At 73.5% G+C, this 16,579-nt stretch carries 16 protein-coding genes; 9 read left to right on the top strand and 7 right to left on the bottom strand.

Features of this window, described 5'->3' with window-relative positions; genetic code table 11:
• Positions 1-24 precede the first annotated feature (24 nt).
• Complete coding sequence (locus CFP65_RS33790) at positions 25-1,173, top strand: glycosyltransferase (protein ID WP_174805595.1); 1,149 nt, start codon at positions 25-27, stop codon at positions 1,171-1,173.
• Positions 1,174-1,182: 9 nt separating this feature from the next.
• Here the strand turns inward: CFP65_RS33790 and CFP65_RS33785 are convergent, their stop codons facing one another.
• From CFP65_RS33785 to CFP65_RS33775, 3 genes are all read right to left on the bottom strand, one after another.
• On the bottom strand, positions 1,183-1,818 hold the full coding sequence (locus CFP65_RS33785; RefSeq protein WP_104819747.1) for a thiol:disulfide interchange protein DsbA/DsbL: 636 nt from the start codon (positions 1,816-1,818) through the stop codon (positions 1,183-1,185).
• A 63-nt stretch (positions 1,819-1,881) separates the two neighbouring features.
• On the bottom strand, positions 1,882-2,646 hold the full coding sequence (locus tag CFP65_RS33780; protein WP_371682492.1) for a slipin family protein: 765 nt from the start codon (positions 2,644-2,646) through the stop codon (positions 1,882-1,884).
• A gap of 70 nt (positions 2,647-2,716) precedes the next feature.
• Positions 2,717-3,784, bottom strand: a complete 1,068-nt coding sequence (locus CFP65_RS33775) for a glycosyltransferase family 4 protein (protein ID WP_158702491.1) — start codon at positions 3,782-3,784, stop codon at positions 2,717-2,719.
• A gap of 362 nt (positions 3,785-4,146) precedes the next feature.
• On the opposite strand from CFP65_RS33775, the gene mscL reads away from it, so the two are divergent.
• From mscL to CFP65_RS33750, 5 genes are all read left to right on the top strand, one after another.
• Positions 4,147-4,590, top strand: coding sequence for a large conductance mechanosensitive channel protein MscL (gene mscL, locus CFP65_RS33770; protein WP_104819744.1), 444 nt, complete (start codon positions 4,147-4,149; stop codon positions 4,588-4,590).
• A 321-nt stretch (positions 4,591-4,911) separates the two neighbouring features.
• The gene (locus CFP65_RS42660) at positions 4,912-5,670 is read left to right on the top strand and encodes a DUF6643 family protein (RefSeq protein ID WP_104819743.1); all 759 of its coding nucleotides are present in this window, start codon (positions 4,912-4,914) and stop codon (positions 5,668-5,670) included.
• Between the two features lie 193 nt (positions 5,671-5,863).
• Positions 5,864-6,787, top strand: coding sequence for an MOSC domain-containing protein (locus tag CFP65_RS33760; RefSeq protein ID WP_104819742.1), 924 nt, complete (start codon positions 5,864-5,866; stop codon positions 6,785-6,787).
• Positions 6,788-6,934: 147 nt separating this feature from the next.
• Positions 6,935-9,328, top strand: coding sequence for a right-handed parallel beta-helix repeat-containing protein (locus CFP65_RS33755; RefSeq protein ID WP_104819741.1), 2,394 nt, complete (start codon positions 6,935-6,937; stop codon positions 9,326-9,328).
• A gap of 25 nt (positions 9,329-9,353) precedes the next feature.
• On the top strand, positions 9,354-10,151 hold the full coding sequence (locus CFP65_RS33750; RefSeq protein WP_104819740.1) for a DeoR/GlpR family DNA-binding transcription regulator: 798 nt from the start codon (positions 9,354-9,356) through the stop codon (positions 10,149-10,151).
• A gap of 18 nt (positions 10,152-10,169) precedes the next feature.
• Here the strand turns inward: CFP65_RS33750 and CFP65_RS33745 are convergent, their stop codons facing one another.
• Entirely contained in the window at positions 10,170-11,354 is a 1,185-nt protein-coding gene (locus CFP65_RS33745; protein WP_104819739.1) for a serine hydrolase, read from the bottom strand.
• A gap of 190 nt (positions 11,355-11,544) precedes the next feature.
• On the opposite strand from CFP65_RS33745, the gene CFP65_RS33740 reads away from it, so the two are divergent.
• Positions 11,545-12,357, top strand: a complete 813-nt coding sequence (locus CFP65_RS33740) for a GbsR/MarR family transcriptional regulator (RefSeq protein ID WP_104819738.1) — start codon at positions 11,545-11,547, stop codon at positions 12,355-12,357.
• On the opposite strand, the gene CFP65_RS33735 is transcribed toward CFP65_RS33740, so the two are convergent.
• Together CFP65_RS33735 and CFP65_RS33730 are read right to left on the bottom strand one after the other, a co-directional pair.
• Positions 12,333-12,812: a GNAT family N-acetyltransferase gene (locus CFP65_RS33735; RefSeq protein WP_254552704.1), complete on the bottom strand. Its 480-nt coding sequence runs from the start codon at positions 12,810-12,812 to the stop codon at positions 12,333-12,335. The genes CFP65_RS33740 and CFP65_RS33735 overlap by 25 nt on opposite strands.
• Before the next feature lie 115 nt (positions 12,813-12,927).
• On the bottom strand, positions 12,928-14,031 hold the full coding sequence (locus tag CFP65_RS33730) for a PLP-dependent cysteine synthase family protein (protein WP_104819736.1): 1,104 nt from the start codon (positions 14,029-14,031) through the stop codon (positions 12,928-12,930).
• Between the two features lie 172 nt (positions 14,032-14,203).
• Between CFP65_RS33730 and CFP65_RS33725 the strand changes: the two genes are divergently transcribed.
• Entirely contained in the window at positions 14,204-14,827 is a 624-nt protein-coding gene (locus CFP65_RS33725) for a histidine phosphatase family protein (protein WP_104819735.1), read from the top strand.
• 99 nt (positions 14,828-14,926) lie between these two features.
• Here the strand turns inward: CFP65_RS33725 and CFP65_RS39415 are convergent, their stop codons facing one another.
• The gene (locus CFP65_RS39415; RefSeq protein ID WP_158702490.1) at positions 14,927-15,445 is read right to left on the bottom strand and encodes a hypothetical protein; all 519 of its coding nucleotides are present in this window, start codon (positions 15,443-15,445) and stop codon (positions 14,927-14,929) included.
• Positions 15,446-15,832: 387 nt separating this feature from the next.
• On the opposite strand from CFP65_RS39415, the gene CFP65_RS33715 reads away from it, so the two are divergent.
• A complete protein-coding gene (locus CFP65_RS33715) occupies positions 15,833-16,381 on the top strand; it encodes a Uma2 family endonuclease (protein WP_104819734.1) in 549 nt (182 codons plus the stop codon).
• The last annotated feature ends 198 nt before the right edge of the window (positions 16,382-16,579 follow it).

The following is a 16,579-nucleotide window of genomic DNA, read 5'->3' as shown; positions in this document are numbered from 1 at the left end:
GGTCCGGTGCGGCAGACTGCCGGGGTGACCGTGCTGCTGTGGATCTCGGGGTTGTCCCTGCTCTGCTGGCTCTGGCTGACGTGCTGCCACGGCCTGTTCTGGCGTACCGACCAGCGGCTGCCGCCGCACCCGGCGCCGGAGCGCTGGCCGAGCGTGGTGGTGCTCGTCCCGGCCCGGGACGAGGCCGAGGTGCTGCCGGTGAGCCTGCCCGGCCTGCTGGCCCAGCGCTACCCGGGCGAGGCCCGGGTGATCCTGGTGGACGACCACAGCTCGGACGGCACCGGCGAGCTGGCCGCGCGGCTGGGCGCGGCGGGCGGCCTGCCGCTGGAGGTGACCACGCCCCCGCCGCTGCCGCCGGGCTGGACGGGCAAGCTCTGGGCGCTGCGGCACGGCGTCGCGGCGGCCGGTACTTGCGAGTACCTGCTGCTGACCGACGCCGACATCGCGCACGGCCCGGATTCGCTGGCCGCCCTGGTGGCCTCGGCCGAGGCGAACGGTCTCGACCTGGTCTCGCAGATGGCCCGGCTGCGGGTGGCCACCCGCTGGGAGCGGCTGATCGTGCCGGCCTTCGTGTACTTCTTCGCCCAGCTCTATCCCTTCCGCCGCAGCAACCGCCCGAAGGCGCGGACGGCCGCCGCGGCCGGCGGCTGCTCGCTGGTGCGCCGCGAGGCGCTGGAGCGGGCCGGCGGGGTGGCGGCGGTGCGCGGGGCGGTGATCGACGACGTCTCGATCGCCCGCGCGGTCAAGCGCTCGGGCGGGCGCACCTGGCTGGGCCTCGCCGAGCAGGTGGACAGCGTGCGGCCGTACCCGGAGCTGGCCCAGCTCTGGCGGATGGTCTCGCGCAGCGCGTACGCCCAGCTGCGGCACTCGCCGCTGCTGCTGGCCGGCACCGTGCTCGGGCTGGCCCTGATCTACCTGGTGCCGCCGCTGGCGGTGCTGGCCGGGCTGCTGGGGTGGGCGCCGGAGGTGCTGCTGGTCGGGGCGGCGGCCTGGGCCCTGATGACGGGCACCTTCCTGCCGATGGTCCGGTACTACCGCCAGCCGGCCGGCTCGGCGCTGCTGCTGCCGTTCACCGCTCTGCTCTACCTGCTGATGACGGTGGATTCGGCCGTCCAGCACTGGCGCGGGCAGGGCGCGGCCTGGAAGGGCCGGACCTACCCGCAGCCGGACTGACGGGCAGGGCTACTGGTCGACCAGGGTGTCCAGCACGCCGGGGATCTTGTCCACGCCGCCCGCCGCGCTGGGGGACGTCCGGTACCGGCCCTGGACGACCACGGTGGGCAGTTCGGTGACCTCGTACCGGGTGAACAGTTCGGGCGCCTCCTGGACGGCCCGGGCCACCTCCGGGGAGCGGTACGCGGTGCGGAACCGCTCGGTGTCCAGGCCGTTGCGGCCGGCCCAGGCGGCCGCCCGGTCCTCGGTGGTGAGGTCGGCGTGCTGGTGGTACACGGCCTGGAAGACCTGGGCCTGCAGCCGGTCCGCCGCGCCGAGCTGCTCCAGCGCGTAGTAGAGCCGGGCGTGGGCGCGCTGCTCGGCCTCGTTCGAGGCGCCGGGCCAGACGGCCGGCACGCGGCGCAGCACGGCGTCCTCGCGGTGCCGGTCGGCCCAGTCCTCGAGCGGCTGCTCGAGCAGGGCGGAGTGGGTGCAGTCGTACCAGAAGAACTCGAGGACCTCGTGCTTGACGCCGGCCCGGACGGGTTGCGGGTGCTCCAGGCTGACGTAGTGGGCGCTCGCGCGCGGGGCGGCCATGGCCGTCGGGCCGGTGAGCAGGCTGCCGGTGACGGCGAGCAGGACGGCGGTGCGCAGCAGGGGTTTCACGCCGACAGCCTGCCAGTGACGGTCGGTCAGCCCCCAGCTCCAACGGGCTACTTGCCCGATTGTTCACCCGCGCGGAGCAGCCTCGCCGCCGTCCTGCACGCGCTGGGCGGCGCTCTCGAAGAAGCGCAGCAGCTCGACCGGGAAGGGCAGCACCAGGGTGGAGTTCTTCTCGGCGGCCACCTCGACCACGGTCTGCAGCAGGCGCAGCTGCATCGCGGAGGGGGTGGCGTCCATCATCCCGGCGGCCTCGGCCAGCTTGCTGGCGGCCTGGTACTCGCCGTCGGCGGTGATGATCCGGGCCCGGCGCTCGCGGTCGGCCTCGGCCTGGCGGGCCATCGAGCGCTTCATCGAGTCGGGCAGCGCGACGTCCTTGATCTCCACCCGGTCGATGTGCACTCCCCAGGAGGCGGCGGGGCTCTCCAGCATGAGCTCGAGGCCCTGGTGCAGGTTCTCCCGGCCGGAGAGCAGGTCGTCGAGCTCGCTCTTGCCGATGATCGAGCGCAGCGAGGTCTGGGCCACCTGGGACATCGCGAAGGTGTAGTTCTGCACGTCCACGGTGGCCCGGACGGGGTCGACCACCCGGAAGTAGACCACGGCGTCCACCCGCACCGAGACGTTGTCCCGGGTGATGCCCTCCTGGGCGGGCACCGGCATGGTGATCACCTGGACGTTGACCTTGCGCATCCGGTCCAGCACGGGCACCAGGAAGGCCGGCCCCGGGTCCCGGACGGTGCCGCGCACCCGCCCGAGCCGGAACACCACTCCGCGCTCGTACTGCTGGACGATCCGTACCCCGGTGATCAGCCAGAGGATCCCGAGCCCTGCCACGACCGCGAGTATGCCCACGCCCGTCAGTATGCGCCTGCCGACAGCTCAGGGACAGTGCCGGGGAGGGGAGTTACGCGTTGTCGGTGATCTGCTGGAGCAGCAGCTGCCAGGCGTCGGTGACCACGGCGAGGTCGAAGCGGACCAGGGCGCGTTCGCGGGCGGCGGCGCCGAGTGCGGGGGCGACGGCCAGGGTGCGGCCGAGGGCCTCGGCCAGGGCCTGGGCGTCGCCGGGCGGGACGAGGGCGCCGGTGACGCCGTCCTGGACGAGGTCGCGGACCCAGCCCACGTCGGTGGCCACGGCGGGCAGGCCGGCCAGGGCGGCCTCGATCAGCTGGGCGGGCACGCCCTCGCTGTCGCTGGTGAGCAGCAGGGCGTCGGCGGCCTGGTAGAGCGGGGCGGTGTCGGAGAGCGGGCCGAGGAAGTGCGCGCGGTGTTCGCCGTCGGGACAGCCGCCGGGGCCGAGGCCGGCACCGACCACGGCCAGGTGCAGGTCGGGCAGCCGGTGCAGCACGTCCAGCGCGAGGTCGAGCCGCTTCTCGGCGGTGGCGGCGCCGACCCAGGCCACCAGCGGGCCGTGGCCGGGCAGGCCGAGCGCGGCCCGGGCGGTCTGCCGCCGGCTGGAGCCCTCGTCGGGGCGGAACCGATCGGCGGAGCGGCCGCCGGGGATGGTCCGCACGCGCGCGGCGGGCAGCCGGAACCGGCGGATCAGCGCCTGCCGGGAGCCGTCGGAGGGGGCGGCCACGGCGACGGCGCAGTGCAGCATCCCGCAGTGCGGCAGGGTGCGCAGGCGCGACTCCCGGGTGCGGCAGCGCGATCCGGCGCCGACCACGTAGACGAACGGGACGCCGGTGCCGAGCAGGCCGATCGTGGCGGCGGGCAGTGCGGCGGGGCCGTGCGCGAGCACCACGTCGGCCTGCCGGGCGGCGGCCCGCAGGGCGCGCAGGGTGCTCGGCGCGAGCGGGGAGGGGCCGAGCGCGGGGGCCTCGGGCAGGCCGGGGTGGAGGGCGCGGAGCTCCGAGGGGTGGCCGCGCCGCAGCAGCTCGCCGTGCAACTCGTAGGCGCAGTGCTGCGCGCCGTGCGGCCGGGGCCCGGTGACGAGGTGCAGGACTCTGGGTGGCGCTGACACTGCGTCGGACATGTGCTCGACACTCGCACAGTGCTGTCCCCGCGCGCAGGCCGTTCCGGGAAGCCGACGCCACCCGCCGCAGGGTTGGCCGTCGGACGCCGGTCGGTGGCCGTTTCCCCGCCGTTCGCCACCCTCCCGCCCAGAGGGGCGCACGTTTCGGCCACCGCGCCCCCACCGGACGTCCACCCGCCGCCCGGCGGAGGTGTACGGACCGTCGGGGCACCGCCCGGCGGCCGGGCGCAGGATTAGCCGGATCAGGTGAACTGGGTTGGACTGCATGGCGGTTGAGTCGGAAGGATGGCGCGCCGGGCCGCTCGGCCCCACCCTCACGAGGCCGGTGGCGATCCGGTCTCCGCACATTTTGGAGTGACCCGGTGCTCAAGGGATTCCGCAGCTTCCTGCTGCGCGGCAACGTGGTGGACCTGGCGGTCGGTATCGTCATCGGCGCGGCCTTCACCGCCGTGGTCACCGGGTTCGTGGCCGCCTTCCTGACCCCGCTGATCGGGGTCGCCGCCGGCAGCGTCGGCGACTTCAGCAAGGAGACCTTCTCGGTCGCCGGCACCACCTTCCCGTACGGCGCCTTCCTCAACGCGCTGATCAGCTTCGTGATCGTGGCCGCCGTCATCTACTTCGCCGTGGTGCTGCCGGTCGGCAAGCTCCAGGCCCGGTTCGAGGCCCCGAAGGAGAAGGCCGCGCCCAAGACCGACTGCCCGGAGTGCCTGAGCAGCGTGCCCGCCGCGGCCACCCGCTGCTCCTTCTGCACCTCGGAGCTGGCCGGCCGCCCGGGCTTCCCGGCCCAGGCCCTGCAGACCCGCTGAGCAGTCCGGGCCCGTCCGCCCGCTGACCTGCACCGGAGCCCTCTCGGCGAAGCCGAGGGGGCTCGGGCGTGCCGACACGCGCCCTCAGCCTCCGCCGGGGTGGTGAGCGGGGGCGGCTTCCGGCCCGTTCGAGCACCGTTCGACCACTTGTGGGGCACTTGTCGACCCCCCGACCGGCGGGGACCTGGCCGGATCTCGGCGCCCAAATGTCCGATCTTCCTACATTCGAGGGTTTTGTTCGAGCGAAGACTGTGTAAACACTCGAACTCCTGGGCCTCCCACTCTCCTCAGCAGGCGCATTGTGGGCTTACGGTATGCCCCATGACCTCGCCCCGCTCCTACGACGGAGTCGGCTACCCCTCTCCGTCCTTCTCCTCCGGCACGCCCATCTACGACAGCCTGGTCGCAGAGCGCGGTGTCCCGCAGATCGCCCCGATCAACGTCCCGGCCGCACTGCCGCCGGCGTTGTCCACGGGCTACCAGACGGGCTACGGCTCGTCCTACGGCCAGGCCGGCCCCACCGGTTTCGGCTCCACGGGCTTCGACGGCCCGGCGAGCAACCTGCCGGCCCTGCCCCCCGCCCGGCTCGCCCTCGGTCCCGGCCCGAGCAGCGGCCCGGCCACCACCTACCTCCCGGCCCAGCCGGCGGCCGGCACCTACGCGGTGCCGCCCGCCCCGGGCTACGGCGGCCAGCAGTCCTACGTGGCCCAGCCGCAGCGGCCGGCCGCCCCGGCCTTCCAGCCGCCGGCCGCCCCGCAGTTCACGCCGGCTCAGCCCGCGCCCGGCTTCGGCGGGCAGGGCTTCGGCGGCGGCCAGGGCTTCGCCGGGCAGAGCTTCGGCGGCCAGAACACCTTCGCCGCCGCCCCGCAGGGCTTCGGCGGCCAGCCGTTCGGCGCTCAGCCGGCCGCGCCGCAGGGCTTCGCCGACCAGGGCCAGCAGGCGACGGGTCAGCAGAGCATGGGCGGCAACCAGTTCCGCCCCACCGCTCCCGCGCCGATGCGCCCGGTGCCGCCGCAGCGCCCGGCGCAGTACGCCGAGCAGCCCTACCAGCAGGGCGGCTACCAGGGCCAGGGCTACTGAACCCACCCGCAGCACCGCGCGGATCCGGCTGACGAGGGGCAGCCGGACCCGTCTCCACAGGGGTCGTTCCACACCGGGCCGCCCGGGCACCGCAGCGATGCGGGGCCCGGGCGGCCTTCGCGTTCCCCGGGGCCGTTCGGCCCGGCCGGGGCCGTGGGCCGAACGGGTGGGCGGCGGCTGGCAGGATAGGCGTATGCCACAGCTGATCGGACTGCACGTCTACCCGCTCAAGTCCGCCTACCGCCTGAGCCCGGAGAGCGCGACCGTCGAGCCCTGGGGGCTGACCGGTGACCGGCGCTGGATGCTGGTCGACGCCACCGGGCGGGCCGTCACCCAGCGCGAGGAGCCGGCGCTCGGTCAGCTCCGGGTCCACTCCGCCCCCGACGGCTCGCTGACCCTGACCGCGCCCGACGGCGCCACCCTCCGGGTCGAGGCGCCGAGCGCCGCCGCGGGCGCCCCGCTGGCCGAGGTGGAGATCTTCGGCGCGCTGTTCAAGACCGCCCTCGCCCCGGCCGAGACCGGCGCCTGGTTCGGCGAGCGCTTCGGCGAGCGCTTCGCGCGCCGGGTCGGCGCCGTCCGCCTGGTGCACCTGGACGACCCGGCCGCCGCCCGCGCGGTCCACCCCGACTTCGCCCACGGCCACGAGACGGTCAGCCTGGCCGACGGCTTCCCGCTGCAGATCGCCAGCACCGCCTCGCTGGCCGCGCTCAACGAGCACCTCGCCGCCGACCACCCGGACGACCCGCGCAAGTCCGCCGCGCTGCCGATGGAGCGGTTCCGTCCGAACCTGGTCATCGACGGCCTGGAGCCCTGGGCCGAGGACGGCTGGCGCCGGGTACGGGTCGGCGAGGTCACCTTCCGGGTCGCCAAGCCCTGCGGCCGCTGCGTGATCACCACCACCGACCAGGAGACCGGTGCCCGCCGCGGCCCCGAACCGCTGCGCGCGCTCGGCCGCCACCACCGCTTCGGCAAGAGCCTGGCCTTCGGCGTGCAGGTCGTCCCCGAGCGCCCCGAGGGCCGCACCGGCGACCAGCTGGGCACCGTCCGCCTGGGCGACGCCTTCACCGTCCTGGAGGAGGGCCCGCGCCTGGTGCCGGACGGCCCGGAGGAAGACTGACAGGCCGGGCCGGACCGACACTGGTTCGGCCCCGCAGGAACCGAGTGGGAGCCCACTCGTTGTAGCTCCTGAGCGGGCGGGAGCGTCGGCGCGGTGGCGCGCGCCCCAGGGCCGGCACGGAGACGACGGTGGGGATGACGGAGCGGCATGGCTGAGCACAGGGTCCGGGTCACGCAGGACAGCGCCTCGCGCTGGCGCCGTCGGGCGGGCGAGTACGAGACGCTGCGCGAGGCGCTCGCGGCGGCCGAGCCGGGCGACACCCTGACCCTGCGGCCCGGGGTCTTCCGGGAGAACGTGCTGCTCGACCGGCCCGTCACCTTGCAGCCCGCCGAGGGCCCGGGCACGGTGCGGATCGACCCGCCCTCGGGCGTGCCGCTCACCGTGACGGCCGCCGCCACCGTGCGCGGGCTGGTGATCGAGGGCTCGGAGAGCTCCGCCCCGGCCGTGCTGGTCACCGGCGCCGGGGCGGAGGCCGAGTTCTCCGGCTGCCGGGTGGAGACCAGGGCCGCCGCCGGGGTGGAGATCACCGAGCAGGCCCGGGCCACCCTGCGCGGCTGCACCGTCAGCAACCCGGCGGGCCTCGGCGTGCGGCTGCGCTCGCGCGCCCGGGCGCTGATCGCCGACTGCGAGCTGCTCGACTCCGGCCAGGCCGGCCTCGCGGTGCTGGAGGGCGCGAGCGCGGAGGTGGAGCGCTCCCGGCTGCACCACGCCAGCGGCGCCGGGGTGCTGCTCACCGACCCGGGCTCCAGCGCCGCCCTGACCAGCTGCGAGATCTACGAGATCCGCGGCAGCGGCGTGCAGGCCGAGGCCCAGGCCACCGGCCGCCTGGACGACTGCGAGATCCGCCGGGTCAGCGGCAACGGGCTCACCCTGGACACCGAGGCCGAGCTGGTGCTCACCGGCTGCCGGGTGCACGACCTGCCGGAGAACGCCGCCGACCTGCGCGGCCGCTCCCGGCTGACCATGGAGAAGACCACCCTGCGCGAATTCGGCCGGGGCGCCCTCTCGGTCTGGGACAGCGGCACCCTGGCCGAGGCGCTCTCCTGCGAGCTGCACTCCAGCACCGGCGACTACCCCGCCGTCTGGGTCAGCGACGGCGCCCGGCTCACCCTCACCGACTGCTCGCTGCACGACCTGCCCGACGCGCTCTTCGTGCTCGACCGCGAATCCATCGCCACCGCCCGCGACTGCTCGTTCAGCCGGATCCGCAGCTCGGCCGTCTCGGTCAGCGGCGGGGCCAGCGTGGCGCTGGCCGACTGCCGGATCCAGGAGGCCGGCACCGGCCTCTGGTTCCGCGACCACGGCAGCGGCGGGCAGCTGACCGGCTGTGAGATCTCCGAGGTGGCCACCGGGGTGATCGTCACCAAGGGCGCCGACCCCACCCTGCGCGAGTGCACCGTGCGGGCCGCCGCCGAGGCGGCCGTCTACGTCTCCGCCCAGGGCAGGGGCACCTTCGAGGACTGCCGGGTCTCGCACGGCAAGGGCTTCGGCTTCCACATCATCGACGGCTGCCGCACCGAGCTGACCCGCTGCCGGGCCGAGCAGAACGGCCGCGCGGGCTTCGAGTTCGCCGAGCCCGGCCCGGTCACCGAGGGCTGCACCTCCGACGACGTGGGCCCGCCGGTCGAGCTGCCCGCCCCGCGCACCGCCCAACTCACCACCGCCCCGGCCCCGCTCGCCCCCTCGGCCCCGCAGATCGCCCCGATCCCGGACTGCCGCCCGGCCGACGAGGCCCTGGCCGAGCTGGACTCGCTGATCGGCCTGGCCACCGTGAAGCAGGAGGTGCGCACCCTGATCGACCTGATCTCGGTCGGCCGCCGGCGCCGCCAGGCCGGGCTCAAGGCCCCGTCCCTGCGCCGCCACCTGGTCTTCACCGGCTCCCCCGGCACCGGCAAGACCACCGTGGCCCGCCTCTACGGCGAGATCCTCGCCTCGCTCGGTGTGCTCCAGCAGGGCCACCTGGTCGAGGTGGCCCGGGTCGACCTGGTCGGCGAGCACATCGGCTCCACCGCGATCCGCACCCAGGCCGCCTTCGACAAGGCCCGCGGCGGCGTCCTCTTCATCGACGAGGCGTACGCGCTGGCCCCCGAGGACGGCGCCCGGGACTTCGGCCGCGAGGCGATCGACACCCTGGTCAAGCTGATGGAGGACCACCGCGACGAGGTGGTGGTGATCGTGGCCGGCTACACCGCCGAGATGGAGCGCTTCCTCTCCGCCAACCCCGGCGTCTCCTCCCGCTTCTCCCGCACCATCACCTTCCCCGACTACACCGCCGCCGAGCTGCTGCAGATCGCCCGGGCCCAGTGCACCGAGCACGAGTACGTGCTCTCCGACCCGAGCGCCGAGGCCCTGCTCGGGTACTTCGGCACCCTGGAGCGCGGCCCAGGCTTCGGCAACGGCCGGACGGCCCGTCAGGTCTTCGAGACGATGGTCGAACGACACGCCATGCGGGTGGCCCAACTCGCCGAACCCTCCACCGAGGAGCTCCAACTGCTGCTCCCGGAGGATCTTCCCGGCCGGGAATCTGCAAGGATGGGCTGATCAACGGACCGGGAGGGCGAAGCACGTGGCCGACAACAGCAATCTGCTCGCGGAACAGCGCCGGGCGCTGATCCTCGACGAGGTGCGGCGGCGCGGCGGCGTGCGCGTCAACGAGCTCACCAAGCGGCTCAACGTCTCGGACATGACCATCCGCCGTGACCTGGACGCCCTCGCCCGCGCTGGCGTGATCGAGAAGGTGCACGGCGGCGCGGTGGTGGTCGAGGAGGCCCGCACCCACGAGCCCGGCTTCGAGGCCAAATCCGCCCTCGAGCTCTCCGCCAAGGAGGAGATCGCCCTGGCCGCGGCCCGGCTGGTCTCCCCCGGCAGCGCGATCGCCCTCTCCGGCGGCACCACCACCTTCGCGCTGGCCCAGCACCTCACCGAGATCGAGCAGCTCACCGTGGTGACCAACTCCGTCCGGGTCGCCGACGTCTTCGAGCGGGCCCGCGGCACCGGCGCCCCCGGCGCCACCGTGGTGCTCACCGGCGGCGTCCGCACCCCCTCCGACGCGCTGGTCGGCCCGGTCGCGGACCGGGCGATCCGCTCGCTCCACTTCGACCTGCTCTTCCTCGGCACCCACGGCCTCTCCCCCGAGGCCGGCCTCTCCACCCCGAACCTCGCCGAGGCCGAGACCAACCGCAACTTCGTCGCCTCGGCCCGCCGCGTGGTGGCCGTGGCCGACCACACCAAGTGGGGCATCGTCGGCCTCTCCACCTTCGCCGAGCTGGCCGAGGTCGACACCTGGGTCACCGACACCGCCCTCCCCCCGGAGGCCGCCGAGGCCGCCCGCGACCACGTCCGCGAACTCATCCTCGCGGGCTGACCCCGGCTGCGGCCGCCTTCAGCGGGCGGCCGCGCCACCGCCGCAGAACTCCGCCTCCAACTCCTGCTGGAACACCGAGATCGGCCCCAGCTTCGAGGGCGCGTCGTCGGCCCAGTCGCCGTTGACCTCGGTGGAGAGCAGGTGGCGGCCGTCCCGGGTGCCGAAGGTGTACGACCAGGAGCCGTCGATCGCGCCGCCCATCCCCCAGACCTGGCCGCAGGACAGGGTGGCCGAGGCGAGCCCGAGCCCGTACCGGGTGCCGGGGATCCAGTTCCGGCCCGGGTCCTGCGTGTCGAGCATCTCCGCCAGCTGGGCGGGCGGCAGCACCCGGCCCTTCAGCAGCTGCTGGAAGAAGGTGGCCAGGTCGCCCGCCGTGGAGACCAGGTCACCCGAGCCCCAGCCCCAGCTGGGGTTGAGCTCGGTCACGTCGTACACCGGCGACGCCGGGGCGTAGGTCGGGCCGAGCTTGGAGTAGAACCGCCCGTGCGGGCCCCGGATGCCGGTGTCCTCGGGTGCCGGCTCGTAGGTGCTCTTCAGGTGCAGCGGTCGCACCAGCCGGTCGGTGATCTCCTGCCCGAGACTGCGCCCGGTGGCCTGCTCGACCACCAGCCCCGCCAGCACGTAGTTGGTGTCGGAGTACTGCCAGCCGGCGCCGGGGGCGAACTGCGGCTCGGTGCTCAGCCCCAGCTCGACCAGCTGACGCGGGGTGAACCGGTCGAACCGGTGCCGCAGGAACGGCTCCCCGCTGAACTCGTCCTGCACCGCCGTCGCGAAGTTGGCGATCCCACTGGTGTGGTTCAGCAGCTGACGGATCGTGATCTTCGAGCCCTCGTAGCCGTTGCCGTCCACCAGCCCGGGCAGCCACCGCTCCACGCTGTCGTCCAGGCTCAGCCGGTGCTCGGCCTCCAGCTGCAGCAGCACGGTGGCGACGAAGGTCTTGGTGGTGCTGCCGATCCGGAACCGGTCCTGCGGCTCGAACCCCCGCCCGGTGCCCAACTCGGCCGTGCCGGCCTGCCCGAACCAGCTCGCGCCGCCGTCCCGGACCTCCACCAGCACCCCCGGCAGGTGGGCCTCTGTGACCGCCCGGTCCAGCGCCGCCTGCAACTCCCGGTGCCCGCCGCTCTCCCGGTCGGCGCCGAACGCCACCGGAGTGACGGAGAGCAGCGCGGCGGTCAGTACTGCGGTGACAGCAGTGGTCTTCATGGTGGGTCCCCCTGGTCGGTCGGTGCTTTCCTCTTCGCTGAAGAAGTTACGGCGATCTTCGACCCTCCATCAACAACCCCGAGCCTCAAAGAGGCCATAAGCACAGGTCATTGACGTACAATCATTGCAATGACGATGCCGACGATTGCAATCTGCCGAGGTCGATTGCAATCACGGAGGGGAGCCACCCGTGCCGGGCAGCAGGCTGAGCCCGCAGGACCGTCAGGCGATCGCCACCGGGCTGGCCGAGGGGCTGGACTACGCGGCGATCGCCCGGCGGATCGCCCGCCCCACCTCCACCGTGACCCGCGAGATCGCCCGCAACGGCGGCCCGGCCCGCTACCGCGCGGAGACCGCCCAGCGCGCCACCCTCCGCCGGGCCCGCCGCCGCCCGGGCCCGACCCGCCTCCCCGAGGGCAGCGCCCAGATACCGGAGGGGCGCGATCCGGCCGCCGTCGCCGAGTTCGCCGACCGGTTCGCCGACCTGCTGACCCACCTCGGCCTGCCGCGCATGGCGGCCCGGGTGCTCAGCTGCCTCTACGTCACCGACACCGGCAGGCTGACCTCGGCCGAGCTGGTGCAGCGGCTCGCCGTGAGCCCGGCCTCAATCTCCAAGGCAGTCGGCTACCTGGAGGCCCAGGAGCTGATCCGCCGCGTCCGCGAGGAGCCGGGCCGCCGCGAGAGCTACCTGATCGACGACGACGTCTGGTACCGCTCCATGCTGGCGGCAGCCCAACGCAACGCCCTGCTGGCCGAGTTCACCCGAGACGGCGCCGCCCTGCTCGGCCCGGCCACGCCGGCCGGCGAACGCCTGGACACCGCCGCCGCCTTCCTCGCCGAGATCGGCACCGTCCTGGCCCGGGCAGTGATCGCTGGGGCGGCACAAAAAGGGGCGCGGCGAACTGCGCGCCCAGCCACCTCCCAAGGTGCCCGGTTGCGCAGCGCCCCGCGCCCACCCCCGTCAGGTTGCTCCAGAGCTCAGCTGAGCGGCAACTCGAAGTAGACGAGCTTCTCGTCTTGCCGCACGAGCTCCATCCCCGCCGCCGCCATCACCCGGTGCGAGGCCGGGTTGTCCAGGTCCGCGTTCCCGGTGAACGTCTTCACGCCCTGCTCGCGCGCCAGCTCGATCATCCGCCGCACGGCTTCGGCCGCATACCCCTTGCCCCGGGCGGACGGGGACAGCCCGTACCCGATCTCCACGGCACCGTTCTCGTCCGGCCCGCCGTGGAAGCCGATGCCGCCCACGGCCTGGCCGGTCTCGGCCAGCCGTATCTCGTAACCACCGAAGGGACGCGGGTCGAGCCCGGCCTCACAGGCCTGGGCGAACATCCGCGCGCCCACCTGCTCACCGATCTGCGGGTAGTCCGCAGCCCAGTGCTCCTGCCCGTCGCGCACGACGTCGGCCACCTGCCGGGCCTCGGCGCCGGTGAAGGGGTGCAGGATCAAACGCTCAGTCAAAAGGTCTTCCATACGCCGTTGACTATCACGCCCGCACCGCGCCCGGCCAGGGGTTTTTCGCTCGGCGATCAGATCAGCAATCAGAGCAGCGGCCACGGCAGAGACCACTGCACGCTCAGTCGAGGCGCCCGTTCCCCGCCAGGAAGGCGTCGAGCATCGCCACGTAGGGCTCGATCTCCAGGCCCTGCTCCGCCAGCCAGGCGTCCGAGTAGTACTTCTCCAGGTACCGGTCGCCCGGGTCGCAGAGCAGCGTCACGACACTGCCGCGCCGCCCGGCCGCCCGCATCTCGCCGACGATCCGCAGCGCGCTCCACAGCCCCGTCCCGGTCGACCCGCCGGCCCGGCGGCCGAGCACCCGCTCGAGCACCCGCACGGTGGCGATCGAGGCGGCGTCCGGCACCTTCATCATCCGGTCGACCGCGCCCGGCACGAAGCTGGGCTCCATCCGGGGGCGGCCGATGCCCTCGATCCGCGAGCCCTTGGGGCAGAGCGCCTCCGGGTCCTCGCCGATCCAGCCCTCGAAGAAGCAGGAGTTGTCCGGGTCTGCCACGCAGATCCGGGTGTCGTACTGCATGTAGTGCACGTACCGGGCGATGGTGGCCGAGGTGCCGCCGGTGCCCGCGGTGGCGACCACCCAGGCCGGCTCGGGGTGCCGCTCCAGCTGGAGCTGGTGGAAGATCGACTCGGCGATGTTGTTGTTGCCCCGCCAGTCGGTGGCCCGCTCGGCGTAGGTGAACTGGTCCATGTAGTGCCCGCCGGTCTTCTCGGCGAGCTGGGCGGAGACCTCGTACACCTCGGCCGGGTTGTCGACCAGGTGACAGGTGCCGCCCTGGAACTCGATCAGGTCGATCTTGGCCTGGCTGGTCGTCTTCGACATCACCGCGATGAACGGCACCCCGATCAGGTTGGCGAAGTACGCCTCCGAGATCGCGGTGGAGCCGCTGGACGCCTCGATCACCGGCTTGCCCGGTCTGATCCAGCCGTTGCACAGCCCGTACAGGAAGAGCGAGCGGGCCAGCCGGTGCTTGAGGCTGCCGGTCGGGTGGGTCGACTCGTCCTTCAGGTAGAGGTCGATCCCCCACTCCTCGGGCAGCGGAAAGCGCAGCAGGTGCGTGTCGGCCGACCGGTTCGCGTCGGCCTGGACCCGGCGGACGGCCTCCTTCAGCCAGTCGCGGTAGACGGCATCGGAGCGGTCCACATCAATGGTCACAGCAGCCATCACGCTTCTCCTCGATAACACCGGGGATCTCCCGGTCTCCCAACCGAGTGTAACCGTTAATTACGATAAGTGACCTTTACCATAACCAGTGGCCTGACTTATCGTCACCCACGCCACAACGACCCCGTCACCTCCCGCCCACGGCGCCTGCACGCCCCCACGGAGCCGCACCATGCCCGCCACGGCCGCCCGCTACCTCTACCTGGCCCGCCACGGCGAGGCCACCCCCGACGAGACCGGCCTCACGGCGGCCGGCCGGCAGCAGGCCACCCTCCTCGGCCGCCGCCTCCGGGGCGTGCCCCTCACCGCCGTCCACCACGGCCCGCTCCCCCGCGCCGCCGAGACCGCCCGCCTGATCGGCGCCCAGCTCCCCGACCTCCCGCAGCACGTCTGCGAACCCGCCGGCGACTACGTCCCGCACCTCCCCACCCGCGAGGAGCTCCCGCCCGAGGCCGCCGACCACTACCTCCGCTTCCTCGCCCAGGCCACCGAAGAAGACCGCCGCACCGGCCCCGCCCTCGCCCGCGAGGCCCTCGCCCACTTCACCGGCCCGGTGCCCGGCCCCACCGACCGCCACGAACTGGTCGTCACCCACAACTTCCTGATCGCCTGGCTGGTCCGCGAGGCCATGCACGCCCCGGCCTGGCGCTGGCTCGGCCTCAACCACGCCAACGCCGCCCTCACCGTGATCCGCTACGCCCCCGGCCGCCCCGCCACCGTCCTGGTCTCCAACGACACCCGCCACCTCCCCGACGACCTGCGCTGGACGGGCTTTCCCCCCGAACTCCACGTCTGACCGCCGAACGTAGGGCCGCCACCTGGCTCTACCAATCAGGGCCGAGCGGCACGGGCCTGCGCCGCGAGGCAGCACAGGCTCGCACACACCACAGCCGCGCTACGGGATGTACCACTCCTGCGCGGAGTTGCCGGGCGTGCAGGTCTCCATGGTGGCGGTGTTACCGGCGCCGTTGTCGGTGAGGCAGGTCGAGCCCATGTAGTTGGCCAGGTAGACCGCTCCCCGGGTGGAGGCGGTCTCCACCTTCCAGCGGGTCATCGCGCTCCAGTCCGGGTACAGCCCGACCGTCTTGTCGTTCATGCTCTGCACCAGCACCGGCGAGCTCATGTTGCACGGATAGATGGTGTACCAGCCACCCGGGTCCGGAGCCGAACGCAGCCAGCCGTACGAGGTGTTGCGCCCCACCACCGCTGGAGTGCCGCCCGCCAGACCGCCGGAGCCGAGGCCAAGGCGCTGGCCGCTGCCGACACCGGTGATGTAACCCCAGCCGGTGCCACCGCAGCCCTGCGGCGGGCCGCTCTGCGCGGGCGGGTTCGAGGCCGGCGGCGAGGCCGGCGGGTCGACCGGGGTGTTGACGGGCGGCTGCGGGCTGCGCTGGGTGCCGCCGCCCCCCGCCACCGCCTCCCGTACCGGTTCCGGTTCCGGTTCCGGTTCCGGTTCCGCCCCCGCCACTCGCGCCGGTACCGGAACCCGTGCCACCGTTGCCGCCGCCGCTGACGGTGGTGCCACCACTCTGGCTGCCGGGGCCCGAGACGACCTGGCCGGGCACCGGGTCCGCCGGCTGCTGGCCCGGCTGGGGTGCTCGGTGGGGCTGAGGACGTGGGCGCTCCCGGGGCGACGGTCGTGCCGGTACCGTTCGCGGCCGCCACCGGGGCACCGGAGCCGAGTGGGGCGGACACGCCCGTACGCGGCGGCGAACCGGCGTCCGCGCGGGACTCCCACGGCGCCTGCTGCCCCAGCGTCACATCAAGACCGTAGGCTGAGTCCACCTACCCTGGAGACGACATGGACCCGAACCATCTCGAGCTGATCGAGGAAGTCCGCAGGATCGCCCCGGAGAACGTCAAGGTGGAGTTCTCCGGCGAGGTGATCATCATGCAGGCGGCCCCGTCCGCCGTCCACCAGCGCAACCTCGACCACGTGGCGCGCCAGTTCGCCGGCCATGTCCCCGCCGGGTACTTCTCCAGCCAGAACAGCGGACTGGCCTCACCGCAGGTCCGCAAGTCCCGCACCCCTGACCTGACGGTCCTGCCCGAGGACGTGCCCGAAGGCGAGAACAACGAGCTGCCGGCCGAGGCGGCCCTGATCGCGGTGGAGATCGTCTCCCCCTCCAACCCCGAGAACGACTGGGTGGGGAAACTGCGCGACTACCCGCTGATGGGGATCCCCCTCTACCTGATCGTGGACCCTTCCCAGAAGACCGCCACGTTGTTCAGCGAGCCCGAGAACGGCCGCTACCGGACCAGGGAAGAAGCCGACTTCGGCGAGACCGTCCACATCCCGCAGCCCTTCGGCTTCGCCCTGGACACCTCGGTCCTGCTGCCCTACATCTGAACTCCCCACGATCCGTGACCAGCATCGCCGCCGACTCCAACCAGCAGTCACCAACGTGCTCCCCCCGGGGGCACGGGGGCGGACACTTACGCTGCCGTGTCGCTCCAGATGAGGTGGTCCCTGCCGACGCGCGGGTAGGACGAGGCCGCCCGGTCCTCCCGCCGATGCGGGGGTGCTCCGGCGGTCTGGAAGGAGTGG

The sequence above is a fragment of the Kitasatospora sp. MMS16-BH015 genome (assembly GCF_002943525.1).
Lineage (GTDB): Bacteria > Actinomycetota > Actinomycetes > Streptomycetales > Streptomycetaceae > Kitasatospora.
The sequence above is the reverse complement of the archived record's forward strand: the minus strand, read 5'-3'. Positions and strand labels throughout refer to the sequence as shown.